The sequence below is a fragment of the Streptomyces sp. NPDC006510 genome (assembly GCF_040611955.1).
Lineage (GTDB): Bacteria > Actinomycetota > Actinomycetes > Streptomycetales > Streptomycetaceae > Streptomyces.
Map to the genome: position 1 here is coordinate 1 of NZ_JBEXPH010000128.1, position 24,930 is coordinate 24,930.

16 protein-coding genes, 1 tRNA gene and 1 pseudogene are annotated in these 24,930 nt (G+C 72.0%); 9 read left to right on the forward strand and 9 right to left on the reverse strand.

From position 1 onward, the window contains the following. Together ABZY11_RS30150 and ABZY11_RS30155 are read right to left on the reverse strand one after the other, a co-directional pair. On the reverse strand, nt 1–667 hold a 667-nt coding region (locus ABZY11_RS30150), incomplete at its 3' end, for an FUSC family membrane protein (RefSeq protein WP_356482168.1). A gap of 94 nt (nt 668–761) precedes the next feature. Further along, a complete protein-coding gene (locus tag ABZY11_RS30155; RefSeq protein WP_356482169.1) occupies nt 762–1,958 on the reverse strand; it encodes a DUF2786 domain-containing protein in 1,197 nt (398 codons plus the stop codon). Between the two features lie 106 nt (nt 1,959–2,064). Between ABZY11_RS30155 and ABZY11_RS30160 the strand changes: the two genes are divergently transcribed. From ABZY11_RS30160 to ABZY11_RS30185, 6 genes and pseudogenes are all read left to right on the forward strand, one after another. Next, nucleotides 2,065–2,910 (forward strand): ABC transporter ATP-binding protein, encoded by an 846-nt coding sequence (locus ABZY11_RS30160; RefSeq protein WP_356482170.1) that lies wholly within the window; start codon nt 2,065–2,067, stop codon nt 2,908–2,910. Continuing rightward, a pseudogene (locus ABZY11_RS30165) lies at nt 2,904–5,061 on the forward strand (ABC transporter permease). The gene ABZY11_RS30160 and the pseudogene ABZY11_RS30165 overlap by 7 nt, the downstream one beginning before the upstream one ends. Before the next feature lie 228 nt (nt 5,062–5,289). After that, nucleotides 5,290–6,294 (forward strand): DUF1259 domain-containing protein, encoded by a 1,005-nt coding sequence (locus ABZY11_RS30170; protein ID WP_356482171.1) that lies wholly within the window; start codon nt 5,290–5,292, stop codon nt 6,292–6,294. A gap of 188 nt (nt 6,295–6,482) precedes the next feature. Beyond that, a complete protein-coding gene (locus ABZY11_RS30175) occupies nt 6,483–7,688 on the forward strand; it encodes a cytochrome P450 (RefSeq protein ID WP_356482172.1) in 1,206 nt (401 codons plus the stop codon). A 582-nt stretch (nt 7,689–8,270) separates the two neighbouring features. Beyond that, on the forward strand, nt 8,271–9,329 hold the full coding sequence (locus tag ABZY11_RS30180) for a type III polyketide synthase (protein WP_356482173.1): 1,059 nt from the start codon (nt 8,271–8,273) through the stop codon (nt 9,327–9,329). Nucleotides 9,330–9,494: 165 nt separating this feature from the next. Continuing rightward, on the forward strand, nt 9,495–11,189 hold the full coding sequence (locus ABZY11_RS30185) for a bifunctional 3'-5' exonuclease/DNA polymerase (protein ID WP_356482174.1): 1,695 nt from the start codon (nt 9,495–9,497) through the stop codon (nt 11,187–11,189). A 459-nt stretch (nt 11,190–11,648) separates the two neighbouring features. Here the strand turns inward: ABZY11_RS30185 and ABZY11_RS30190 are convergent, their stop codons facing one another. Then, nucleotides 11,649–12,482 (reverse strand): carbohydrate-binding protein, encoded by an 834-nt coding sequence (locus tag ABZY11_RS30190; protein ID WP_356482175.1) that lies wholly within the window; start codon nt 12,480–12,482, stop codon nt 11,649–11,651. Between the two features lie 171 nt (nt 12,483–12,653). Further along, on the reverse strand, nt 12,654–14,015 hold the full coding sequence (locus tag ABZY11_RS30195) for an alpha-lytic protease prodomain-containing protein (RefSeq protein ID WP_356482176.1): 1,362 nt from the start codon (nt 14,013–14,015) through the stop codon (nt 12,654–12,656). Between the two features lie 182 nt (nt 14,016–14,197). Between ABZY11_RS30195 and ABZY11_RS30200 the strand changes: the two genes are divergently transcribed. Beyond that, nucleotides 14,198–14,878 (forward strand): phosphotransferase, encoded by a 681-nt coding sequence (locus ABZY11_RS30200; RefSeq protein WP_356482177.1) that lies wholly within the window; start codon nt 14,198–14,200, stop codon nt 14,876–14,878. 21 nt (nt 14,879–14,899) lie between these two features. Here the strand turns inward: ABZY11_RS30200 and ABZY11_RS30205 are convergent, their stop codons facing one another. Further along, nucleotides 14,900–16,129 (reverse strand): serine hydrolase domain-containing protein, encoded by a 1,230-nt coding sequence (locus ABZY11_RS30205; RefSeq protein WP_356482178.1) that lies wholly within the window; start codon nt 16,127–16,129, stop codon nt 14,900–14,902. Between the two features lie 315 nt (nt 16,130–16,444). On the opposite strand from ABZY11_RS30205, the gene ABZY11_RS30210 reads away from it, so the two are divergent. Both ABZY11_RS30210 and ABZY11_RS30215 read left to right on the forward strand, forming a co-directional pair. After that, nucleotides 16,445–18,799 (forward strand): N-6 DNA methylase, encoded by a 2,355-nt coding sequence (locus ABZY11_RS30210; RefSeq protein WP_356482179.1) that lies wholly within the window; start codon nt 16,445–16,447, stop codon nt 18,797–18,799. A 57-nt stretch (nt 18,800–18,856) separates the two neighbouring features. Continuing rightward, on the forward strand, nt 18,857–19,066 hold the full coding sequence (locus tag ABZY11_RS30215) for a hypothetical protein (protein WP_356482180.1): 210 nt from the start codon (nt 18,857–18,859) through the stop codon (nt 19,064–19,066). A 253-nt stretch (nt 19,067–19,319) separates the two neighbouring features. Here the strand turns inward: ABZY11_RS30215 and ABZY11_RS30220 are convergent. The 4 genes from ABZY11_RS30220 to tmk all read right to left on the reverse strand — a co-directional run. Next, a tRNA-Thr gene (locus tag ABZY11_RS30220) sits at nt 19,320–19,393 on the reverse strand. 118 nt (nt 19,394–19,511) lie between these two features. After that, nucleotides 19,512–21,047: an alpha/beta hydrolase gene (locus tag ABZY11_RS30225; RefSeq protein WP_356482181.1), complete on the reverse strand. Its 1,536-nt coding sequence runs from the start codon at nt 21,045–21,047 to the stop codon at nt 19,512–19,514. A 127-nt stretch (nt 21,048–21,174) separates the two neighbouring features. Then, nucleotides 21,175–22,380, reverse strand: a complete 1,206-nt coding sequence (locus ABZY11_RS30230) for a DNA polymerase III subunit delta' (protein ID WP_356482182.1) — start codon at nt 22,378–22,380, stop codon at nt 21,175–21,177. A 238-nt stretch (nt 22,381–22,618) separates the two neighbouring features. Continuing rightward, on the reverse strand, nt 22,619–24,930 hold a 2,312-nt coding region (tmk, locus tag ABZY11_RS30235), incomplete at its 5' end, for a dTMP kinase (protein ID WP_356482183.1).

The window sequence follows — 24,930 nt, forward strand, 5'->3', positions numbered from 1 at the left end:
GCCTGCGGCGGGCCTGGCGCGGGGTGACCGCCGCCGCGTTGCGGGCCGTCATCAGCGGCACCGGGTCGAAGGAGGCGAGCGGGTCGTGACGCAGCCGGCGGGCGTAGTCCGCCTCGGCGGCCAGCGCGTCGGCGAGGGCGTCCCGCTGGGCGCCCCATCTCCGTACCGGGAACAGGACGATCAGCGCCGCCTGCACCAGTCCGCCGAACAGGATCATCACGGCGTGCACGGCCGAGTTGGCGACGGAGGTGGGCAGGGTGACCGTGACCAGCATGATCGCCACGTTCGACGCCGCGATGATGCCGGCCGTCGGCCCCGCCGCCCAGGCCAGGCCGGCGACGAACGTCCAGAGCACCAGCAGGGCGAGGAACAGCAACAGCCGGGAGCCGGTGAGATAGCCGAGGAACGTCGACACGGCGAGGCTCGCCCCGGAGACCAGGGCGAGGACGGGCCGGGGGCGCCAGCTGCGCTGGAAGGTGGCGATGGCCGCCTGGAACGCGCCGAACGCGGAACTCGCGGCGACCACGGGTCCGAAGAACGCGAGGCTGACCCCGATGACGAGCGCGAGGCCGGCCGCACCACGGATCGCGATGAGCGGTTCGAGACGCCGCCGCTCGATCGACAGCCCCGAGCGGGCGGTCTCCTTCAGCGCCCGGAGCCAGCTCATGCCCAGAGCCTAACCGGAATTACCGATTGGCCCGAGTTGCCGGAATTCCGAGTTGTCGGGATGCGGGCGCGGTCATGGACTGCCCCCTGATCCCTCAGCGCTTCCCGCGGCCGCCGCGGAGTTCGGGGCCGTTCCCGCCCATCCGTGCCCGGTCCGCCGCGGCCGTGCCATGGGTCCATCCGTCCAGGTCCGTGGCGCCGCGGACGCGGGTGGTCGTGGTCTCGGGGAACATCCGCTCTGCGGTGTCCGTGACGGCCATGTCCCGGGCGGCCAGCACCGGGAGCAGGCCGGGGTCGCCGGACCCCGCCGATTCGGCCCCGGCTCCGGTCCGGGCCTCGGCGGCCGCGGTGACCCGGGCGGTGTCGGCGGCGAGCCTGCTGCCCAGCCGCTGGGCGTACGCCATCAGGAACGACTGCCGGAACGTCTTGGTCCGCTTGCGTCCGCCGGCCCGCTGGCCCGCCTCCGCCTTCGTCATCGCCACCGTGCCCTGGACCAGCAGGGAGGTGTGGAGCAGTTCCACGGCGTCCAGGTCCGGCTCGAAGCCGATCACCGTGGAGAAGCCGAGGTCGCTGTTCCACACCGCACGGCAGCGGTTCGCGGCGGCCACCGCGTCGAGCAGGATCGCCTTCGCCGTCTCGTACGGCGCGTCGACGCCGATCCGGCACGCCCCCGGCGCCTCCTTGCTGTGCGTACGGGCGGCGAGCAGGGCCTCGTCGATGGAGTGCCGGGCCATCAGCTCCTGTGCCTTGGTGGTGAGGGCCTCCGCCTCCTCGGGGAAGCCGGTCGCCTCCGCCTTGGCGAGCAGGGCACGGATCCGGGTCAGCATCCGGGGCTCGTCGTGGGCCGGCGGCAGCTGGAGCCCGTGCGGGGAGGTGCCGGGCGGGGGCCCGACCGGTTCGATCGCGGGCAGCCGGAGCAGCAGCCGGTACAGGCCGAGCACGGCGTGGGCGTAGGAGAAACGGTCGGGCCGGTTCCGGGGCGGTGCGGCGGGCAGCCCGTCGAGCTGGGACCGCCAGCGGATTGGCAGCCGCTCGTACCGTGCGGTCTCCGAGACGATCAGCCCGGCGGCGAGGCAGGCCGCGGTCTCGTCGAGTTCGCGGCGGACGATGCGTATGACGTCGGCGGGCTGCCAGCCGCGCCCCCAGGCCCGGCGGACGAACTCCTCGCCGCGCCGGAACAGTTCCGCGTCGGCCGTCGGGTCGGCGGCGAGGAGCGAGGCACCGGTGTCGGGACCGGCGTCGCCGTCCGAGTAGAGGGCTGCCGCGAAGGCCTGGTCGATCACCGGTTCCATGAGGTCAGGGTAGGCAGGGTGGTCCGGCGGGGTATGGCCGGCCCTACCCCGTGGACGGGCTCTGGTGGTCGTGATCGCGGGGCGCGGAAACGGTTCGATCGAAGACATGACTTCCTCCCGCGCATCCGTTGCTCCCGCGAGTGCGAGTGCCGCCGACGCGGTACGGCTCCGCTCCGTGCGCCGCGCCTATGGCGAGGTCGACGCCCTCGGCCCCGTCGACCTCACCGTCCGCGTCGGCACCTTCACCGCCGTCATGGGCCCGTCCGGTTCCGGCAAGTCCACGCTGCTGCACTGCGCGGCCGGGCTCGACCGGCCGACGTCCGGCACCGTCGAGGTGGGCGGGGTGCGGCTGACCGGGCTGAGCGAGCGCCGGCTGACACTGCTGCGCCGGGACCTGATCGGCTTCGTCTTCCAGTCGTTCAACCTGCTCCCAGCGCTGACCGCCGCCCAGAACGTCGCGCTGCCGCTGCGGCTCGCGGGCCGCCGCCCGTCCCGTACCGAGGTACGGGACCCCCTGGCCCGGGTCGGTCTCGCGGACCGGGCTGGGCACCGGCCCACCGAGCTGTCCGGCGGCCAGCAGCAGCGGGTGGCCCTGGCACGGGCCCTGATCACCCGGCCCGCGGCGCTTTTCGGCGACGAACCGACCGGCGCGCTGGACACCGCGACGAGCCAGGGGGTGATGGAGATGCTGCGGGAGCTGGTGGACCTGGAGGGGCAGACGATCGTGATGGTCACCCATGACCCGGTGGCCGCGGCGTACGCGGACCGGGTGGTCTTCCTGGTCGACGGGCGGATCGCGGACGATCCGACCGGGCTCGACGCCGAGCGGATCGCGGCGTGGATGGCGGCGGGGCGCACCGGCGGACGCGCTGCCGCCGGGGGAAGCGGTACCGACGACGGGAACGCTGCCGCCGGGGCCGTCCCGGATCGCTCGCGGGAGGCGTCGTGCTGACCGTCGCCCTGACCTCCCTGCGTACCCGCTGGACCGCGCTGACGGGCACCTTCGTCGCGCTCGCGCTGGGCGTGGGGCTGATCGCGACCATGGGCCTCGGCCTCGCGTCGACCTTCGACGCCCCGGACCGGGCACCTCGGCGCTTCGCCGCATCGCCGGTGGTGGTGATGGGCAACGACACCCTGACCGTACGGGTGCGGCGCGGGCCGTCCACAAAGACGCTCAGCCGCGGACTCGCTCATCCACACCCTGTGGATATCGAACTGCTGCGCGACCTCCGGGCACTCGGCCCGGTGACGCGGGACGACGGCAGGGACGCCGTACGCGTTCGGCACGCACCCGACGCCGTGGGCGTGGACGCTCCCGTCGCCGAGGTGCGCCGCGTGGTCGGCGGCCGCGCCCTGGTCCTCACCGGGGACGACCGTCGCCGGGCCGACCCGGCCACCGAGCGGGACGCCGAGGCGCTGCTGACCGCGAACGCCCTGCTCGGCACCGCGGGCGGCCTCACCGCCTTCGTCTCGGTCTTCGTCGTCGCGTCGACCTTCGCCTTCGCGGTGGCGCTGCGCCGCCGCGAATTCGGGCTGCTGCGCACGGCGGGCGCCACCGGGCCAGCTGCGGCGGCTGCTGCTGACGGAGGCCGCCGTGGTCGGCACCCTGGCCTCCGCCGCCGGGTGCGCGCTGGGCCGCCTGGCCGCACCGCTGCTCGCCGGACTGCTCGTCGACGAGCAGCTGGCACCCTCCTGGTTCGTCGTCCGGCCGGCCGCCTGGCCGCTGCACGCCGCCTTCTGGACCGGTCAGGCCGTGGCCTTCGCGGGGGTCTGGGCCGCCTCGCGGCGGGCGGGCAGGACCGGGCCCGCCGAGGCGCTGCGCGAGGCCGATGTCGATGCCGGCGTGCTCCCGCCGGTCCGCCGGCTGCTGGGCTTCGCCCTGCTCGCGGGGGCCGCGTTCCTGATGGCGAAGTCGCTGGTCACCGACCCGTCCACGCTGCTGAAGCGGAAGACGTACACCACGCAGCCGATGGTCCTGATCACGGCCGTCGCCCTGCTCGCGCCGCTGCTCGTGCGCCCGTTGGCCCGGCTGGTCCGGCTGCCCGGGGCGACCGGGATGCTGGTGACCGCGAACACCTCGGCGGCGCTGCGGCGTACGGCCGCGGTGGCCGCCCCGGTGCTGATCACCGTGGCGCTGGCCGGTTCGGTGGCCGGCTCAGCGATGACGGTCTCGGCGGCGAAGGCGGCGGAGGTGCGCGAGCACACCGGGGCCGATCTGGTCGTGACGGGCGAGGAGTTGCGGGTCCGGCCGGTGCCCGGCGCCACGCTGTCCGCCTCCGCGCCGACCGCCGTCCACGTACGCGAGGAGGGCTCGGCCCTCATCACCTCCGAGGCCCGCGCAGTGGACGACGCGAAGGCCCTGGCGCGGGTCGGGCGGCTGCCGGTGGTGGCGGGCGACATCGCGGATCTGGACGACCGCTCGATCGTGGTGAACGAGGAGTGGGAGCAGCACACGGTGGGCTCGACGGTACGGGTGTGGCTCGGCGACGGGCGGCCCGCCTCCTTGCGGATCGTGGCGGTGCCGGCACTCGGAACGGGGAACAACGGCGCCTACGTGACCAGGGCGAACGCCCCGGCGGCCACCGTGGACCGGATCGACGTACGCCTCTCGCCGGGCGCCGACCGCGCTTCCGTCGCGGCGCGGCTGCGCGGGACCGGCGGCACGGTGCGGTCGACGGAGCAGTGGCTGGACGCGACGTATCCGCGCACGAGTCCGCAGACCCGGACCGGTCTGGCCGTGATCCTGGGGATCGCGCTGCTCTACACCGTGATCGCGCTGGCCAACACGATGCTGATGGCGGGGTCCGTACGCTCCTCGGAGCTGGACGCGCTCCGGCTGGCCGGCGCCACCCGGCCGCGGGTCCTCGCGGTGGTGGCCGGGGAGACCCTGTGCGCGGTCGGGCTCGGGGCGCTGCTCGGCCTGGCCGTGGCCGGGGTGCACCTGGCGGGCCTGGCCGCCGCGCCGGCCTCGGTGTCGGCGCCGGTCGTGGTGTCGGCGCAGTGGGCGGCGATGGGCGGTGCGGCGGGGGTGTGCGCGCTGGTCGCGGTGGGGGCGGCGGTGCTGCCGGGGGCGGTGCGGCGGCGCTCCCTGCCGACGGGCTGAAGCGCGGGGCCGGGGCGGCGGGCCGTACGGGCGGGGTCGGCCGCTGCCCGTACCGGCGGGAGGCCCAGACCCGTAGAAACCCCGGCCCCGCAGAAGGCCCGGCGCGACCGTACGGGACCCGGCCGGACAACACGTTTAGTCCATCCAGCCCCACCCGCTGACGATGTATCCGCTTTCATCCTTTAATCATGATTTCGCATGCTTTCATCTCGCCATGGAGGCGATCGAATGATGACCGGAGACCGACAGCAGGACCCGAACGCGGGGGCGCTCACGTCACGGCGGCGCGTACTGGCAGCCGCCGCGCTCGCGCCGGTACTGACCGTGGCGAGCCCCGCCGCCGCCCGCACCCTGCCCACCGGAACGACCGGGGCGGGACACGGGAAGCGGATCAAGCCGGTGCCGACCACCCTGGAGCAGTGGGCGGGCGTGGCGAAGGCGCTGGGCCGCCCCGGCAACATGCTGCGCGACACGACCTACCACACGGGCTTCCCCCGACGGGATCTCCTGGTGGTCTCCGACGGCGTCGTCGTCACACCGGGGCTCGCGCTGGGCACGCATGTGGCCTTCGTCCGCTACGCCGACGGCAGCACGATGCTCATGGGCGACGTGGTGGTCACCGAGAACGAGCTCCAGCGGGTGACCGACGCATGGCAGGCGAACGGGATCGAGCAGACCGCGATCCACAAGCACCTGCTCTCCCAGACCCCCGACATCTGGTGGACCCATGTCCACGCACACGGCCACGACGCGGTGGCCATGGCCCGCGGGCTGCGCGCGGGATTCGACCGCACCGGCACCCCGCCCCCGGCGCCGCCGCAAGGGCCGGACCGGGTCGCCCTGGACACCGCCCGGATGGAGGCGGTGCTGGGCGCCAAGGGAACCACCGAGGACGGGCTCTACAAGATCCTCTTCCACCGTCGCGAGACCATCGCGGACGGCCATCTGATCCTGCCTCGCGGACTGGGATCGACCAGCGCGTTCAACTTCCAGCCGCTGGGCGGCGGCCGGGCCGCGCTCAGCGGCGACTGCGCCATGCTCGCCGACGAGGTGCAGCATGTGCTGAAGGCCCTGCGGCGCGGCGGCATCAAGCTGGTCGAGCTGCACAACCACCACCTGTCGGAGGACCCCCGCCTGTTCTTCACCCACTTCTGGGCGGTGGGCGACGGCGTCGAGCTCGCCCGCGCACTGCGCCCCGCGGTGGACGCCACCGACGTCGTACCCGGCGGCTGAGAGCCGCCTGCCGCACCGGTCGCTGGACCGAATTGCGCCGGTCCAGCGACCGGCACCGTCGAATCCGTTCTGCATATGGACCAATCGGCCCGGGGCTGCGCGTGGCCCTGCGGGTGATCGGGCACCCATGTCCCGTCCAGCCCGCACCTGCCATGAACCACCCGTCAGATCCCCGTCTGGAGCTCCGCATGGAACCAGTAGCCGGCGCACGGCACTGCCCGTTCGACTACGCCGAGGCCCTCGAATTCGACCCGGTGCTCAGGCACTTGATGACCGAAGAACCCGTCTCCCGGATCCGTCTCCCGCACGGCGACGGCGAGGCATGGCTCGTCACCGGCTACGACGACGTGCGTACGGTGACCACCGACCGGCGCTTCAGCCGCACCGCCATCATCGGCCGGAACTTCCCGCGCATGACCCCCGAACCGATCGTCCAGGACGAAGCGATCAACGTGATGGACCCGCCGGGCAGCAGCCGCCTGCGCAGCCTGATCTCCAAGGGTTTCGCGCCCCGCCACATGGAGCGCATGCGGGTGCGCACGCAGCATGTGGTCGACGAACTGCTGGACCGCATGGAGGAGCACGGCGCCCCCGCCGACCTGTTCGAGCATCTGGCGGCCCCGCTGCCCCTGACCACCATCTGCGAGGTCCTCGACATTCCGGAGGCCGACCGCGCCCAACTGCGCGCCCACGCCCGGACCATGATGGACACCACCGTCGAGAACAAGGACGCCGCGGTACGCGCCAAGGCCGATCTCCGCGGCTACTTCGAGACGCTGACCGCCGAGCGGCGCGCGAACCCGGGCGACGACCTGATCAGCGCGCTGGCCACCGCTCGCGACGGGGACGAGATCCTCGACGACCAGGAACTGACCGTCATGGCCATGGTCCTGCTCATCACCGGCCAGGACACCACCACGTACGAGATCGGGAACATCGCCTACACCCTGCTCACCAGGCCCGACGAGCTCGCCATGGTGCGCGATCGCCCCGACATGCTCCCGCAGGCCATCGAGGAGCTGTTGCGCTTCATCCCCTTCCGCAAGGGTGTCGGCATCCCCCGGGTCGCCACCGAGGACGTGGAGCTGAGCGGCGTACGGATCCGGGAAGGGGACATCGTGCACGTCTCCTATCTGACGGCCAACCGTGACGCCCGGAAGTTCGACCGTCCCGACGAGCTGGACCTGGAGCGGCAGGGGCCGTCCCACATGACGTTCGGGTGGGGCGGGCACCACTGCCTCGGTGCCCCGCTCGCGGCCACGGAGCTCCAGGTCGCCATCGGCACGCTGCTGGAGCGTTTCCCGGCCCTGAAGCTGGCGACCCCGGCCGAGGATGTGCAGTGGAACAAAACGTCGATCTGGCGCTATCCCCTGGAACTGCCCGTCACCTGGTGACCGGGGCGTCCCGGTCGCCTTCCGGGCCACCGTGCACGGACGACGCATGGGCCGCGCACGTACGGTGGCCGACTGCGGGCCGTCGTCGATGAGTGTGTCGGCCCACGGCCGACGGCAACCCGGAACGCTCCGGAGCGCAGGCCCGCCGGCCGCCCCGGAGCGTTCCGGGCGGGCAGCCGGGGCGGGGCGGCCCGGCCCAGGACCCACCCGGCGCGAAGTGCACTCTGCGAGCTCACAGGGCAATACATCCAGGCACGCCCTCCGCCTGCGCTCCGTGAGCGGCCCACATACGCTCCGTGAGCGCTCGACATGCGGCCAGGATCGGCCTGCCTTAACGTGAATCCGACGGCCACCCAAGCCGTGACGGATCCTGTTCCGCCCACGAACGGCTAGAACTTCAGTCTTCGACGGTCGGCCCGTCCGCGCCCGTTCCAGGGGTACCTGACCCGGCGCCGGAATCCACCAGCACTCCACGTCCACGCAACGCCGCGTGTGCGGAGCCGTGGTGGCCGCCTCCGGCCGGGGACGCCCCGGAACCGTTCGGGCCCGGCCGTGTGGACCATGTCCGCTAGGAGGAGCTCCATGGCGGTTCTCTGCAAGCCGGCCATCGCGGTTCCCGAGTACGTCATCACCAACGAGGAAACCCTTGAGCTGGCCCAACGGTTGCACGGCGACCATCCGCAGATCGACCTGGTCCTTCGTCTGATCGAACACACCGGGGTACAGAAGCGGCACCTGATCCAGCCGATCGACAAGGTGTTGCAGCACCCGGGCTTCGACGCCCGCAGCATCACCTATGAGGAGCACACCAAGGCCCGGGTGCCCGCGGTGGTCCGCCAGGCCCTCGACCAGGCCGAACTGGAGCCGCGGCAGATCGACTTGATCGTCTACGTCTCCTGCACCGGCTTCATGATGCCGCCGCCGACCGCTTGGCTCATCGGCGAGCTGGGCTTCCGCCCGGAGACCCGGCAGCTGCCGATCGCACAGCTCGGCTGCGCCGCGGGCGGTGCGGCGGTCAACCGGGCCCACGACTTCTGCACGGCCTACCCCGACGCCAATGTGCTGATCGTCGCCTGTGAGTTCTGCTCGCTGTGCTACCAGCCCACCGACCTGGGTGTGGGCTCGCTGCTCTCCAACGGGCTGTTCGGCGACGGCATAGCCGCCGTCGTACTGCGGGGCAGCGGCGGCACCGGAGTACGTCTGGAGCGCAACGGCTCGTTCGTCATCCCGGCCACCGAGGACTGGATCTCCTACGCGGTCCGGTCCACCGGGTTCCACTTCCAGCTCGACAAGCGGGTGCCCGGAACCATGGAGCCGCTGGCGCCGGCCCTGGAGGCGGTCGCCGAGGAGAACCAGTGGAACGCGGGCAAGATGGACTTCTACATCATCCACGCGGGCGGTCCGCGCATCCTGGACGACCTGAGCCGCTTCCTCGACGTGCCGCCGGAAGCGTTCCGCTTCAGCCGCGCCACGCTCACCGAGTACGGCAACATAGCCAGCGCCGTGGTGCTCGACGCCCTTGGCCGCATGTTCGACGAGGCATCGGCCCTCGACGGCCATCGTGGTCTGATGGCCGGCTTCGGCCCCGGCATCACCGCCGAGATCTCCCTGGGCACCTGGACGAGCGAGTCCGAGTCCTGACGCCCTCCGCTCCCCCGGGCCCGGAGCCCGCCCGGCATCCGCGGCCCGGGGGACGGACATCCCCGGGCCGCAGCCCCGAACCGCAGTCCCCGGTCCCCAGCGCCCGCCCCGCCCCCGCCCGCGCGCCGCGTCCCGTTGTCAGTACCGGGTGCCAGACTCGAAGCCATGACCGAACGGTGGGCTCTGGCCATGACGGAGACCGGCGGCGCCCTCCTCGCCCCGCTGGCCCCCTCCGGCCTGCCCGCCGCCCCGGTCGTGGCCGAGCCCGACCTCGTGGCGGCGGTCCGCTCCCGCCCGGAGGTCACCCGCTGGGTGTGGCGTTCCACCGCCGAGATCTACCCGCAGCTGCTCGCGGCCGGCGTCCCCGTGAGCCGCTGCTACGACATCGAGGTCGCCGAATCCCTCCTCCTCGCCCATGAGGGCCGCCTCGGCGAACCCCGCTCCGCGGCCGCCGCCCACGCCCGCCTGCACAACGCCCCCGTACCCCCCGATCCCCCGCCCCGCTCCGCGGAGCCCGGCTCGCAGTCCTCGCTCTTCGAGCCCCGGTCCGGCACCCGGCTGCCCTTCGAGGACCTGCTCCAGGTGTACGCCGACCAGCTCCGCCGCCACGACGCCACCGAGCACCCGGGCAGGATGCGCCTGCTCACGGCCGTCGAGTCGGCCGGCATGCTGGTCGCAGCCGAGATGAACCGCTCCGGCCTCCCCTGGCGCGCCGACGTCCACCGGGACGTCCTCCACGAACTGCTCGGCGAGCGTTACGCGGGCGGCGGCGAGCCCCGCAGGCTGGCCGAGCTGGCCGACGCGGTGTCGGCCGCCTTCGGCAGACGGGTCCGCCCCGACCTCCCGGCCGACGTGGTGAAGGCGTTCGCGCAGGCCGGCGTCAAGGTGAAGTCGACCCGCCGCTGGGAGCTGGAGGAGCTGGACCACCCGGCGGTGGAGCCCCTCATCCAGTACAAGAAGCTGTACCGGATCTGGACGGCCCACGGCTGGAGCTGGCTCCAGGACTGGGTGCGCGACGGCCGCTTCCGCCCGGAGTACCAGCCGGGCGGCACGGTCAGCGGCCGCTGGACGACCAACGGCGGAGGGGCGCTGCAGATCCCCAAGGTGATCCGGCGGGCGGTCGTCGCCGACGAGGGCTGGCGCCTGGTGGTCGCGGACGCCGACCAGATGGAGCCCCGGGTGCTCGCCGCGATCTCCCGCGACCGCGGCCTGATGGAGGTGGCGGGCCATGACGGCGATCTGTACACGGCGCTGTCGGACCGGGCGTTCCACGGCGACCGGGAGCACGCCAAGCTCGCGCTGCTGAGCGCGGTCTACGGCCAGACCTCGGGCGACGGCCTGAAGAACCTGGCCGCCCTGCGCCGGAGATTCCCGCTGGCCGTGGCCTATGTCGACGATGCCGCGAAGGCGGGCGAGGAAGGACGTCTCGTCCGGACGTGGCTGGGCCGGACCAGTCCTCCCGCGGCCGGGAGCGGGGCGGACGAGGAGGCCGGCATCCCGCAGGAGACCGCGGAACCACCCACCCCCGACGGAGAGTTCACCCCTGGTTACGCCTCGTCGAACGCCCGCGCGCGGGGCCGCTTCACCCGCAACTTCGTGGTGCAGGGCAGCGCGGCCGACTGGGCGCTGCTGCTCCTGGCCGCCCTGCGCCAGTCGCTGCGCACTGCCGGACTCCGGGCGGAGCTGGTCTTCTTCCAGCACGACGAGGTGATCGTGCACTGCCCGCAGGAGGAGGCGGAGGCCGTGGTGGAGGCGATCCGGGCGGCCGGTGAACTGGCCGGGCGGACCGCCTTCGGCGAGACACCGGTGCGTTTTCCGTTCACTACGGCGGTGGTGGAGCGTTATTCGGACGCGAAGTAGGATCCGTCTCCGGCCCGGGGGCGGACCCGGAAGCCGGTTGCGCATCGGCCCCCCGGCCCGAAGCGGCGCCGGGGCCCGGTCCCTCGCCGAACCCGGCCAGCCCGTGGTCGTAGTGCGCCGGACGCAGATGCTGATGCCGGTGCCGGGTATTGAGCAGATGGATGACGAACGCTGCGATCGCGATCATCGCGAGGACGACCACGACAGTGACCAAGGTGTCCATGCGATAGCGGCCCCCTTCGATGCGCAGGCCGACACGAGCGGCTCACCGGGAGCCGTACCCACCCAGGCTACTCCGCCACCCGGCGCCCGGCCCCTGGCAGGAACCCGGGCGGGGCAGGGCCGGGGCGGGGACGGTCCGGGGGGAGCGGTCCGGGCCGGACCTGGCGCGGCGCGTGCCCCGCGAAGGACACCCCGGGGCACGCCCGCGCAGCGGTGTACGCCCGCTGAGACGCGTAGCTACCCACGTTCCCACAACGCGGGGACGTTCGGCGGTTCCCAGCCGGCCATGGCCGAGTGCGCCTGCAGACAGCGGTACGCGACCCCGCCGTACGTGACGCGGTCTCCCGCGCTGTAGAGCGTTCCGGCTGCCCAGGTGGAGCCCGGCGGGTCGGTCGGCGGGTCCGTGGGCGGATCGGTCGGGTTCTGGGCGACGTCGAGGACGAAGTCGAACGTCCCCTCCTTCGCCGAGCCGGCGTCCCGGACGTTCATCAGGAGCGCCGGGTCGAAGATGGCGTCGGTGTTGTTGCGCGGTTCGTCGGGGAAGTACAGCTGGGTGGTCAGGATGCCCGAACCGGGCGCCTGGACCTTGACGTGGATGTGGCGCGTACGCCCCGGGTACAGCCCCGGCACGATCGTGGTCAGGCTGAAGGCCCCCGACTGATCGGTGAACTGGTGCCCGCGGAAAGCGAATCCGCTCATGTCGTACGCGCCGTTGGTGTCGGCCTGCCAGAAGTCCAGCAGCGCTCCGGGGATGGGCCTGCAGGCCCGCCCGAAGACATAGCCGCTCACGGTCAGCCGGACACCGGGCGTGCTGCCGGTCACCAGGCTCGTACGGAGGGGGGAGTTGGGCTTGAAATAGGGCCCCTCGATCTGGTCGTGGGTCGGGCCGTCACCGTCGTCGCAATTCGGCGTGGGGGCCAGTGGTCGGCCGCCGGTACCGGCATCGCGGGCCAGCGCGACGCCGCCGCCCGCGAGCAGCGGGACGGTGCCGGCCACGAGCGCGGCCCTGAGCAGTGTCTTGCGGCTGATCCGGCGGTCGTCGCCGGGGCCTTCGGTCGGTTCTGGGGTCATGGCTGATTCCTCGGGTGGGGGAAGGGCACGTGCATGACACAGAGCAGGGGCGGGGGTGCGCGCCGCCCGGCCGGGAGGCGTGGAGTGGAAGCCGGGCGGGCGCGGTATCCGGTGGCGGCCCCGCCGGAGCCGCCGGGCTCGCCGGACCGGCCGGGGACTGCGGGACAGCCCTCAGATGCGCTGCCAGAGGGCCGGCACGTTCGGCGGCGTCCAGCCGGGCAGGGCCTGGTGCGGCTGGAGGCAGCGGTAGCTGTCGGAGCCGTACGTCACGACGTCGCCCGCCGCGTACGTCGTTCCCTCCGCCCAGGTACCGCCCGGGTTGGTGGGCGGGTCGGTCGGGGTGCCGTTGGTGACCAGGGTGAGTCCGTACGCCTGGAGCGCCGGGTTCACCGGCTGGAAGTACGTCGTACCGCCCTGGGAGCAGTTGCCGGAGCCGCCGGAGGTGACGCCCTGCGCCTGGCTGCCGGAGATGAACGAACCGCCGGAGTCGCCGGGTTCGGCACACACATTGGTGCGGGTCACCCCGGAGACGGTGCCCTCCTGGTAGGTGACGCTGGTGTTGCGCTGCTGAACCGTCCCGCAGTGCCAGCCGGTCGTCGAGCCGGAGCGGCAGACCGACGAGCCCTCCAGCGCCTCGGTGGACCCGGTGACCGTCACGTCGCCGTTGCCGTATCCGTTCACCAGCGCACGCGGCGTCCAGCTGGTGTTGGTGGCGACCCAGGAGTAGTCGCGGCCGGGGAAGGTGGAGCCCTGGAAGAAGCCCTGGGCCTGCTGGTTGTATCCGCTGGTGCTGACCCCGGGCGTTCCGCAGTGACCGGCGCTGACGAAGCCGGACTGGCCACTGCCGCGCTTGACGGGGAAGCCTATGGAGCAGCGACCCGAGCCGTTCATGTAGTACGCGTCACCGCCCCGCAGATCCGCGAACGTACGTGGCCGCTCCGTCGATTGACGTATCGTCACCATCTCTCGCGACACACCCGCGGCGGCCAGGAATCCATCGGCGGCCGAGGCGCGGGCGGCCTGCACGACGACCCGGTTGGTGGCCACGTCGACGTACCAGACGGGCACGCCCTCGGTGGCGCTGCGCAACGCCACCCGGTCCAACGCGGCCTTGGCGGCGTCGAGTTCGGCCTGACTGTGCTCGACGACGACGGGCTTGGCACCGGCCTCGCGGATCCGGGCGACGTCCGCGGCGTCGGTGGTGGCCACGGTCAGGGCCGCGTCGGCACCGCTCACCCGGGCTCCGGCGAACTCCGCGCCGAGGGAGCGCTGCAGCCCGGCGGCGACGGCCGCCGCCCGGCTCTCGTGACCGATCCGGCTGCGCGCCTCGGCGGCGGTCAGACCGAGATCGCGTCGCATGGCCTTCAGCAGACCGGGCGCGAGCTGCCCGGCCCCGGTGGCGGTGGGGGTACGGAGCTGGGGAGCCGGATCGGCGGACGCGTTGCCGGTCAGACCGGCCAGCGCGAGCACACCGACGGCCATGGTGGCGGTACATGCGGCCAGGGCACGTCTGCGGAGGATGGACCTCTCCACGGAACTCTCCTTGACTTCGGGGGAATTGACGTCAAGGTAGCCGCGTACACGTCATCCCCAGGAGATCCCGTTCGCCCCCTCACTTCGCGTTATGGGGCCCCTGACCTGCGACAACGAACTCCCTGCTCCGTGGTCGGGCCGAGGACATCCACATACGTCGCCGATCCCCGTAGGTTCGCCCCATGCGAATAGGTGAGCTTCTGGGTGCCGGACGATCCGCCGATGTGTACGCACTCGATGAGAATTGGGTCCTGCGCCATTACCGCGACGGCATGGACGCCACTCACGAGTGGATGGTCATGTCCTACCTCCGCGCGCACGGCTACCCGGTCCCCCGCCTGGGCCCCCGGGACGCCGGGACGGACCCCTGCGACCTGGTGCTGCAACGCCTGAACGGCCCCACGATGCTCAAATCGGTGCTGGCCGGTGACCTGTCGGCGGCCGATGCGGCAGCCATGCTGGCCGGCCTGCTCGCCGAACTTCACACCGTCCCGGCCCGGCTCTCCCCGCATCCCGAGGACCGGATCCTCCACCTGGACCTGCACCCGGACAACGTGATGTTGACGGACCGGGGCCCGGTGGTGATCGACTGGAGCAACACCCGGGAAGGCGTTCCGGCCGCGGACCGGGCCATGTCGTCCCTGATCCTGGCCCAGGCGGCGGTCGACCCTCTGTTTCCCGCGTCGGCGGGCGCCCGCTCACTGCTGGGCGCCCTGCTCCCGCACTTCGCCGCGTCCGGCGGCATCTCCGCCCACCACCTCGCCGAGGCTGCCTCTCGGCGCGCCGCCAACCCGACAATGAGCCCGCGCGAGGTGGCACTCATCGGCCGGGCGGCGTCCCTGATCACAGAATTGACGACCTGAACACCGGCTCCGCCGCCCGATTCACTTTGCGGCAGGCTGGGCCGGCAGCGAATAGACGTGCTGCGGGGTCACGACGCTGGTGATCGCCTCACCCAAGAGGGTGCTCGGTTCCGAACCCTGGTAATTCGTGTCCGTGTTGAGGAGCACGACCAGGGTCGCCTTCGGCTCCGGCAGGTAGACGACCAGGGCTTCGTACCCCGGCAGCGAGCCGTTGTGCCCGATCCAGCCATGGGCGTCGAAGATGCCCAGGCCGTAGCCGGTGTCCGGCAGGTTGCTGGGCTCCGTCTTCAGCCGTTCGGCCTGTGTGGCCGGGCTGAGCAGAGTGCCGGTGGCCAGCACTCGGGCCCAGATGCGCAGATCGCGCTGGTCGGAGATCGCACCACCGGCGGCCCACGCCCAGGAGGGGTTCCAGTACGTGGCGTTCTCGGTCTTGCCGCTCGCCGTCTGGTCGGTGTACCCCTGGGCGTGCGGGGCCGGGAACGCCGCGTTGTGCGGCAGGAACGTGTGGTTCATGCCCGCCGGCTCGAAGACATTCCGTTCGAGGTACTCCGCCAGCGGCCGGCCACTCGCCTTCTCCACCACGAGCCCCAGCAGAATCGCGTTGGTGTTGCTGTACTCGAACTTCTCACCCGGCTGGAACTGCACGGGATGCCTGAAGGAGTAGTCCAGCAACTCCTGCGGGGTGAACGGCCGTTGCGGATCGCTCGTCAGCGCCTTGAAGAAGTCCGGATCCATGGAGTAGTTGAAGAGCCCACTGCGCATCCCCGCCAGTTCGCGCAAGGTGATCCGGTCCCCGTTGGGAACATCCTTCACATACTTCCCGATCGGATCGTCCAGACCGACCTTGCCCTGGTCGACCAGGGTGAGCAGCGCCGTCACCGTGAACGTCTTGGTCACACTGCCGACCCGCATATTGAGGCCGGTGGACATGGGCGCGCCCGAACTCTTGTCGGCGACCCCGAAGGCCCGGACGTAACTCCCCTTGCCGGGAGCCCACAGCCCGACCGTGACACCCGGCACCCGCGCGTCATCCATGACCTGCCGGACCGCCCGGTCCAGCTGCCTGGCCACGGCAGGGGTGAGCTGCGGGAATTCCTCGGATGCCGATGCCGAGGCAGTGGGCGAAGCGGACACGGAGGGTGACGGAGTCTCCTCGGACCAGGCCGTTCCCACCGGCACCGAGACAACCAGCAACCCGGCCGCCGCTGCGGCTGCGGCCCTCCTGCGCAGTCGTATGTTCGAGCGCGTCATGGGCCGACTCCCGTCACGAGAGAACAGAACTCCACAAGCAGCGTAGGCCGCTGCGATCGACCGGGCGACCCGGACGGAAGCCACGGAAATCCGAAAGTCCATGGATCCCGCATGACAACCCCTTGTCATTGCTCCCTGAGTCCGATGCACGAAAAAGACCAGCTCACAGGAGCCCTCTCCGCTCAGGAACCATAATCCGCCCCGCTTTCACCAAGGCTCCGAACAGGGTACGCACATGCGTCGCTCGGCCCCGCGCGACTAACTTCCACTCAGCACGAGCCCCGAACAGGCAAGTTGCCGAGGAGGAAGAGAACCATGAAGAGCCCGGCCGAGCGCACGGTGGACGTCCATGGGCTGCTGTCCAGCAAACAGCTCACGGACCGGCTCCAGATCGACCGCGCCAGTCTCACCCGGATGAGGAAGCGGTCCCCCCAGGAAGCACCCCAGCCCATCCGCGTAGGGGATACGGACTACTACGACCCGGCCCAGGCCCTCCGCTATTTCGACAGCCGCCCCGTACCCACCCGATTCCGGACCCCGGAGGAGGGAGACGGCGCCACCTACGGCGCACGGCTGCGGAAGTCCCTCGGCGAGTCGTGGGAGCGGCCCCCCGAACAGCGGCCGGCGGACCCGCACGATCAGAACCGCCCCGACCGCCCCGCACAGCTCACCCAGCCCGCCCGGCCCACCGGGCAGAACCGCACGCCGAAGAACACGGCGGCCTCCGGCACCCACCGGATCCTCTCGTTCATGCGCGATCTGCCGGTGAAGGCCGAACACCCCGAGAGTCTCCTCGACTTCACCGCCCTGCTCCTCGCACTCCTGCTGCTGCGCCGGCGCGGTCCGTGGGGACGCCTGCACGCCAGGGCCGCAGAGCCGGGCACCACAAGTCCGGTGCTGCTGGAGGAGATCAGGATCCGGACGGAACAGGTGCTGCGGCAGGCCCGGTACACCATGCCGGTCGAGTTCTCGTTCGGCAGCTTGAAGTTCCTCTCCTGCGAGGAGTTGAGGGACCTCATGCATGCCGTCGAGCACGCCCCCGCCGACATCGTCCACGAGGTGATCACCCAGTACGAGGCCCTGGTGCGGCCGCAGGCCCGCCATTTCTTCACGCCCCGGGGCGTGGCCGAGCTGGGCGCGCGCCTGGCTGTTGAGAGTCACCGGGGAGACCCGCGCAGCGTGTACGACCCCTTCCTGCGCGGAGGCGAGTTCCCGGCCGCCCTGCCTGCCCACTTCGACGTCCGGGGGCGGGCCGCCGTTCAGGCGACACTGCCCTTGGTCGTACTGCGGCTCGCCCTGCTCGGGGCCGCACCCCCCTCGATCCGGTGCTCGCCCCTCGAACCGTGGCGTGACCGCACGGACGCTCCGGCCCGGGCGGACCTCGTCCTGACCAACCCGCCGTTCAACACGAAGGTCGACCGGGACACTCCGCACCGGCGGACCGGGGACTGGCCGTACGGCCCTCCCCCGCACGAGGTCGCCACGTACGCCTACCTCCAGCACAGCATCGAACAGCTGAAAGAAGGCGGTCGCGCCGTCGTCGTGATGCCGAGCAAGGCGGGGAACTCCCTCAACCGCGCCGAACTCGGCATCCGGAGGAACGTGCTGGCGGCCGGCGTGGTCGAGGCCGCGATCGCGCTCCCCGACCGGCTGTTCACCCCGACCAGGGTCCCCGTGATGCTGTGGCTCCTGCGCCATCCGTCCGACAGATGCGACCGTGTGATCTTTCTCGACGCCCAGCACCTCGGCCGGCAGACCGGCGGCCGACGCGTCCTCGAAGCGGACGACACGCTGAAAATCCTCGCGGCGTACCGGGCCGCAAGCGAGGGCGCGGAGCCCGAACTCCCTTGCGCCGTCGTCGACTCCGCGTCGCTGAGCGCCGCGGACGCCGATCCCTCGCTCAACCCGCGTGACCACATCCGGCCCGACGTCCCGAAGGTGACCCGCGCCTCCGTACGACAGCGGCTCATCGAGGTGGACCTGCTGACCGATCGGTGCTGGAACGCGGACCGACTGGCCCACGCACACACCCAGGACAACCCGCACACCTTGCTCGTCCCGCTCCGCGAGGCACCCCGGCGTTCCGTACGCCTGCACGAGATCTGCGACATCCAGGCGGGCACCAAGCCCAGCCGCCGCTACGACCGGCACTCCGATGAGCCCCTTGAGGTGCAGGCCGTATACCCCCATCAGCTCAGGGAAGGCCGAGTGATGCCCGACGACGAGCGTCTCGTCAGCGAGCGGCTCGCCGAACTCCGCCGGAAGTACCGGCTGCTCGGCGGTGACATCGTCCTCGCCCGCGCCGGGGCCGCCCGCCGGCCCGCGCTCGTACGGCCCGACCAGAGCGGCTTCCTGATGAGCGGCAACGTGACCCGCATCCGCTGCGTCGAGACGGACCTGATCGTCCCCGAGTACCTGCATCTCGCCCTGGACCGCGACGACATGATGGACCGGATCAAGGACCGGGCCGCGTCCACCGCCGTCCCCTCGGTCTCCTCCGAAGTGCTCCGCAGCATCGAGGTCGCCCTCCCGCCGCTCCCGGTCCAGCAGCGCATCGTCGCGCTCCTCCGCGCCCAGGACCAACAGGCCCGCGCCCACCGGGAACTGGCGGAGAAGGCCGCCGAGGCCCGCATCCTGATGGCCGACCACCTGCTCGCCCCCACCCGCTGAACCCCGGCTGCCCGCCCCCATCCACTCCCGCCGAACCACGAGAAGGAAAGCCAGCCCATGAGCACCGGCAACCAGACCACACCCGATCCCGCACGCCCTCTTCTGGTACTCGTCGTCGTCCTCCTCGCCGCATTCATCGGCCAGACGACGGGAATCCTCATGCACACCGTCGGCATCGGCCTCGCCGGCTCCCTCGCCGCCGCCGGCACCGCATGCGCCACGACGGCGGGCCTCGGCCTCACTGTGCTGCAGTACCTGCGGCGATAACGAAGCCACTCCTCGCCCCCATGACTTCCCCGTAATCGCTCAAGCGCCGGTGCCCCGCGTCGCCTCCGGTCCGGGGCTGGATCCGGACGGGCGGGAGCCGGCCCATCTGCCCGGCGGACAGCGGGCCCGGTGTCCCTTGCCCTGTGGACGGCCGTGGTACGCCGGGGGTGTTCCCCCTCGGCCCGGTCGGCCCCCGGCCCGCCGACGATAAAAAAGACCCAGGTCAGAGAGTGTCTGACCTGGGTCTTCAATGAGCCGCCTTCGGGATTCGAACCCGAGACCTACGCATTACGAGTGCGTTGCTCTGGCCAACTGAGCTAAGGCGGCACACCCTGTCGCACCATGGTGCGATCAGCAGCGTCGCCAAGTCTACACAGTTTCCGGGGGTGCTCCGTACCAGCCTCGCTCCGAGCTGTTTTTGCAGGTCAGTGGTGAGGCGGGGTGGTCAGGAGCACTTCTTGCCCTTGCTCGGCGGGGTGCCTTCCAGGAGGTAGGTGTTGATCGCCGTGTCGATGCAGTCGCTGCCGCGGCCGTACGCCGTGTGACCGTCGCCCTGGTAGGTGAGGAGGGTGCCGGAGGAGAGCTGGCCGGCCAAGGACTGGGCCCACTTGTACGGGGTGGCCGGGTCGCGGGTGGTGCCGACCACGACGATCGGGGCCGCGCCCTTCGCCTCGATGCGGTGGGGGGTGCCGGTGGGCGGGACCGGCCAGTGGGCACAGTTCAGGGCGGCCCAGGCGAAGGCCCTGCCGAAGACCGGGGATGCCTTCTCGAAGCCCGGAACGGCCCGGGGGACGGCCTTGGCGTCGGCGAAGGCGGGCGGCAGGTCCAGGCAGTTCACGGCGGCGTTGGCGAACATGAGGTTGGCGTAGGTGCCGTTCGGCCGACGTTCGTAGTAGCTGTCCGACAGGGAGAGCAGGCCGGAGCCGTCGCCCTTCTGGGCGCCGGCGAGAGCCTCGCGGAGCTGGGGCCAGGCCGACTCGTCGTACATGGCGGCGATGACCCCGGTGGTGCCCAGGGATTCGGTGAGCCTGCGGGAGTCGCCGGTGGCGATCGGGCGGGCGTCGAGGTCGGCGAAGAGCCGCTTCAGGCGGGTGGCGGCGTCGGCGGTCGACGTGGTGCCGAGCGGGCAGTCCGTCTTCTTCACACAGTCGGCGGCGAAGGCCTGGAACGCGGTCTCGAAGCCGGCGGTCTGGTCGCGGTTCAGGTCGATGGCGGTCAGCGACGGGTCCATCGCACCGTCGAGGACCATGCGGCCGACCCGGGCGGGGAAGAGTCCTGCGTACGTCGCGCCCAGGAAGGTGCCGTACGACGCCCCGACGTAGTTCAGCTTCTCGTCACCCAGCAGGGACCGCAGCATGTCCATGTCGCGGGCGGTCTCGACGGTGGAGACATGGGGCAGGATCTCGCCGGAGCGCTTCTCGCAGCCGCCCGCGAACTGCTGGTACGTGCCGCTCAGCGTGGTGACCTCGGCTGCGTCGTCCGGGGTCTGGTCGACCTCGGTGTAGCTGTCCATCTGCGGACCGGTGAGGCATACGACGGGCTCGCTGCGGGCCACTCCGCGCGGGTCGATGGCGACCATGTCGTACCGGGCCCGGACCTGGGCCGGGTAGCCGACGGCCGCGTAGCTCTGGAGATACTCGATGGCCGATCCGCCGGGGCCGCCCGGATTCACCAGGAGGGAGCCGATCCGCTCGCCGGGTCCGGTGGCCTTCTTGCGGGAGACGGCCAGCTTGATGTCGCCGCTGTCCGGATTCTTGTAGTCCAGTGGTGCCTTCATCGTCGTGCACTGGAACCCCTCGACGCCGCAGTCCCGCCACTTCAGTTGTTGTGCGTAGTACGAATTGAGCGCTGCGGGGACGGGCGGTGTGGACGATGCGGACGGTGAGGCGCTCGTCGAACTGCCGCTGGTGCAGCCGGAGATGAGAAGGCCGGCGATGCCGAGCGTGGTGGCGAGGATGCGGAGCGAGCGCCTGGTGTTCATCCCCGGAGCGTAGTCGCCATGTGACGGCTCGCCCGTTTCGTTCCTCGGACGGGTGAATGAGCGATCGTGAATGAGCGATCGTGAACGGGCTGATGCCGATGGGCGGCTGCGGCCGGAGCGGGTGGTGTCAGCCCGCGCGCAACGCCATCGTCATCGCCTCCACCGCGAGCAGCGGCGCCACATTGCGGTCCAGCGCCCGGCGGCAGGCGATCACCGCCTCTATCCGGCGCAGCGTGCGCTCGGGGGTGGAGGAGCGGGCGATGCGGTCGAGGGCGTCCTGTGCGTCCGCATTGGCGATGGCGATCCCCGAGCCCAGCTGGATGGCCAGTACGTCACGGTAGAAGCCGGTCAGATCGGTGAGCGCGAGATCGAGGCTGTCGCGCTGCGTACGCGTCCTGCGTCGCTTCTGTCTGTCCTCCAGCTCCTTCATCACCCCTGCGGTACCGCGCGGCAGCCGTCCCCCGGCGGCGGCACCGAGCGCGGCCTTCATCTCTTCCGTCTCCTTGACGTCGACCTCCTCGGAGACCTGCTTGGCGTCATCGGTGGCGGTGTCGATCAGCTCCTGGGCGGCCTTGAGGCAGCCCCCGATGTCCTCGACCCGCAACGGGAGCTTGAGCACGGCGGCGCGACGCGAGCGGGCCCGCTCGTCGGTGGCGAGGCGGCGGGCCCTGCCGATGTGGCCCTGCGTGGCCCGGGCGGCGGACGCGGCCCGCTCCGGATCGATGCCGTCACGCCTGATCAGCACGTCGGCGACCGCGTCGACCGGGGGCGTGCGCAGCGTGAGGTGACGGCAGCGGGAGCGGATGGTGGGCAGCACGTCTTCGAGGGAGGGAGCGCAGAGCAGCCACACCGTGCGGGGCGCGGGCTCCTCGACCGCCTTCAGCAGTACGTTCCCCGCGCCTTCGGTGAGCCGGTCGGCGTCCTCCAGGACGATGACCTGCCAGCGGCCGACGGCCGGGGAGAGCTGGGCCCGGCGGACCAGGTCGCGGGTCTCCTTCACACCGATGGAGAGAAGGTCGGTACGGACCACCTCGACGTCGGCGTGCGTGCCGATGAGGCTGGTGTGGCAGCCGTCGCAGAAGCCGCAGCCGGGTGCTCCGCCCAGGGCGCGGTCGGGGCTGGTGCACTGGAGGGCGGCGGCGAAGGCGCGGGCGGCGGTGGAACGGCCGGAGCCCGGCGGTCCCGTGAACAGCCAGGCGTGGGTCATCTTCGACCCCGTCGGGACCGGCTCCCCCGCGGAGTGGGCGGTGACCAGCGCATCGGCGTCCCGGGCGGCGGCGCCGAGCTGCTCCTGCACCCGGTCCTGGCCGACCAGGTCGTCCCATACGGTCATGGGTCACCGCCCTTCCGGTGGTGTGTGCGCTGCGCGGCCGTCGTGCGGTGCCGCCGCGCAGCTCTGATGTCACTGCTTGGTCACTGCTTGTCGATCCGGCTTCCCGATCCGACTCCCATTGTGGGGGACGGGTCTGACAATCCCGGCAACAAGGCGGCCCGGCAGCACCGCGAGGCCGCAGCACCCCCGATCCGGCTGTCGGGCGGGCCGGGACCGGCCCGCCCGACAGCCGTCACGGTCAGCGGCGCGGGCGACGCCCCCGGCCCGAGCGGCCCGAGCGGCCCGGGTCCCCGTCGTCCTCGTGGTCGCGGTGATCGCCCAGCAGCTCGTCCGCCAGCGTCGGCAGATCGTCCAGCGGGGTCTCCTCGGCCCAGTCGGGACGAGGACGACGGCCGGAGTGCTCCTGACGTTCCTGGCCGTCCCAGCGATCCTGGACCGGCTGCCGCGGGGCACCCGCATGCGGATCGTCGATCTGCGGAAGCTCACGGGTGCGCTCGTTCTCGCGCTCCGGTACGGAGCCCGCCGGGCGCTCGTCGCGGAAGATGCCCCGCGGAATCCGGTCCGCCGGATCCGCGTCCCGAACATTCTGAACGTCCCGCACCGGAGGAAGGACCGCCGTCTCGTCCGCCGCACCGGCGGCGCCGGCCGCACCGGGCCGCTCCGACCAGTCCTGGATCTTGGGGATCATCGTCGTCTCGGCCTCGTCGGAGGACGTGGGCGAGCTGTCCGGCGCGGGCACCTGCTGCGTCACGTCGTTCGGGTTGACGATCGGCGTCGGCACCGTGATCTCGTTCTCCGGCACGGACGCCGCCGCAGCAGCCTCCGCCCGGGCCTTCGCCGCCGCGGCGGCGGCCTCGGCCTCGGCACGCCTGCGGGCCTCCTCGGCACGCAACAGCGCCTCTTCGGCCTTGCGCTGCTTCTCCAGCCGCAGCGCCTCGGCCTCCTTGCGCAGCCGCGCCTCCTCCTCGGCCTGCCTGCGCAGCCTGGCCTGCTCGGCCTCACGGGCCGCTTCCTCGGCCTCCCGACGGACGCGCTCCTCCTCGGCCACCCGGCGGGCTTCCTCGGCCCGCTGCCGGGCCTCCTCCGCCTGGCGTTCGGCCTCGCGCCGGCGTGCTTCCTCCAGCTCGCGGGCCTTTCGCTCCTCCTCCTCGGCACGGAGCTTGGCGAGCTGTTCCTGCCGCTCGCGCTCCAGCCGCTCCTCCTCGGCCTTGCGGGCCGCCTCTTCCTCGGCCTTGCGCCTGGCCTCCTCCTCGGCGGCCTTGCGCGCCTCCTCCTGGGCCTTGATCTCGGCCTCGGAAAGCGGAAGGAGCTGGTCGAGCCGGTGACGTACGACCGTGGTGATCGACTCCGGGTCCTGGCCCGCGTCCACCACCAGGTAGCGGGTCGAGTCGGCCGCGGCCAGCGTCAGGAAGCCGGCCCGCACCCGGGCGTGGAACTCCGGCGGCTCGGACTCCAGCCGGTCGGGAGCCTCGGTGAACCGCTCCCGTGCGGTCTCCGGATCGACGTCCAGCAGCACCGTCAGATGCGGTACGAGCCCGCTCGTCGCCCAGCGCGAGATCCGGGCGATCTCGGTCGGGGAGAGGTCGCGGCCCGCGCCCTGGTAGGCGACGGACGAGTCGATGTAGCGGTCGGAGATGACGATCGCACCGCGCTCCAGCGCCGGGCGGACGACCGAGTCGACGTGCTCGGCGCGGTCGGCGGCGTACAGCAGTGCCTCGGCCCGGTTGGACAGCCCGGCCGACGAAACGTCCAGCAGGATCGAGCGCAGCCGCTTGCCGACCGGTGTCGCGCCCGGCTCGCGGGTGACGACGACCTCGTGGCCCTTGGCGCGGATCCACTCGGCGAGCGCCTCGACCTGGGTGGACTTGCCCGCGCCGTCGCCGCCCTCCAGGGCGATGAAGAAACCGGTCGCGGCGGGGGCGACGGCCGGGTCGCCGCCGCGCAGCGCCTCACGCAGATCGCGGCGCAGCGGCACTCCGGAGCGGTCGTCCGTCTTGGCGAGGACGATCACGGCGACCGGCAGCAGCAGCGCGCCGATCAGCATCAGGGCGAAGGCCGCTCCACCGTGCTCGAAGACGAAGTCGCCCGAGCCCAGCCGGTGGGCACCGATCGCGGCGGCCAGCAGCGGACCCGCGAGCGCGCCGAGCGCGATGAGGACCCGTACGACGGCCTGGAGGTGCTCGGTGGTCCTGGCCCGGCGGAACTCCTCGGTCTCCTGGTCGACCAGGACATGACCGGTGTGGGCGGCGACGCCCGCGGCGTAACCGGCGAGCACCGCGATCATCAGCACGGTTGCCGTGTCCGGCACAAGGCCCATGGCGAGCAGCGCGACGCCGGTGACGGCGGTGGCCAGAGCGAGCAGCCGGCGCCGCGACAGGGTGGGCAGCACCTTCCCCGCGGTCCGGATGCCGACCCCCGTGGCGCCGGTCAGGGCAAGGATCACCAGCGCGAAGGTGGCGGGTCCGTTCTCGTACGCGTCGACGATACGGCCGACGAGCTTGTGCCGGACGACATCCTGGGACGTGCGCTTCTCCCGGCTCACCTCCCAGG

What these genes read in the sequence shown, in the direction of transcription:
- ABZY11_RS30190 (WP_356482175.1), bottom strand. Translation starts at nt 12,482, where the DNA reads ATGACCCCAGAACCGACCGAAGGCCCCGGCGACGACCGCCGGATCAGC.
- ABZY11_RS30215 (WP_356482180.1), top strand. Translation starts at nt 18,857, where the DNA reads ATGAGCACCGGCAACCAGACCACACCCGATCCCGCACGCCCTCTTCTG.
- ABZY11_RS30205 (WP_356482178.1), bottom strand. Translation starts at nt 16,129, where the DNA reads ATGACGCGCTCGAACATACGACTGCGCAGGAGGGCCGCAGCCGCAGCG.
- ABZY11_RS30185 (WP_356482174.1), top strand. Translation starts at nt 9,495, where the DNA reads ATGACCGAACGGTGGGCTCTGGCCATGACGGAGACCGGCGGCGCCCTC.
- ABZY11_RS30175 (WP_356482172.1), top strand. Translation starts at nt 6,483, where the DNA reads ATGGAACCAGTAGCCGGCGCACGGCACTGCCCGTTCGACTACGCCGAG.
- ABZY11_RS30180 (WP_356482173.1), top strand. Translation starts at nt 8,271, where the DNA reads ATGGCGGTTCTCTGCAAGCCGGCCATCGCGGTTCCCGAGTACGTCATC.
- ABZY11_RS30210 (WP_356482179.1), top strand. Translation starts at nt 16,445, where the DNA reads ATGAAGAGCCCGGCCGAGCGCACGGTGGACGTCCATGGGCTGCTGTCC.
- ABZY11_RS30200 (WP_356482177.1), top strand. Translation starts at nt 14,198, where the DNA reads ATGCGAATAGGTGAGCTTCTGGGTGCCGGACGATCCGCCGATGTGTAC.
- ABZY11_RS30225 (WP_356482181.1), bottom strand. Translation starts at nt 21,047, where the DNA reads ATGAACACCAGGCGCTCGCTCCGCATCCTCGCCACCACGCTCGGCATC.
- ABZY11_RS30155 (WP_356482169.1), bottom strand. Translation starts at nt 1,958, where the DNA reads ATGGAACCGGTGATCGACCAGGCCTTCGCGGCAGCCCTCTACTCGGAC.
- ABZY11_RS30170 (WP_356482171.1), top strand. Translation starts at nt 5,290, where the DNA reads ATGATGACCGGAGACCGACAGCAGGACCCGAACGCGGGGGCGCTCACG.
- ABZY11_RS30160 (WP_356482170.1), top strand. Translation starts at nt 2,065, where the DNA reads ATGACTTCCTCCCGCGCATCCGTTGCTCCCGCGAGTGCGAGTGCCGCC.
- ABZY11_RS30230 (WP_356482182.1), bottom strand. Translation starts at nt 22,380, where the DNA reads ATGACCGTATGGGACGACCTGGTCGGCCAGGACCGGGTGCAGGAGCAG.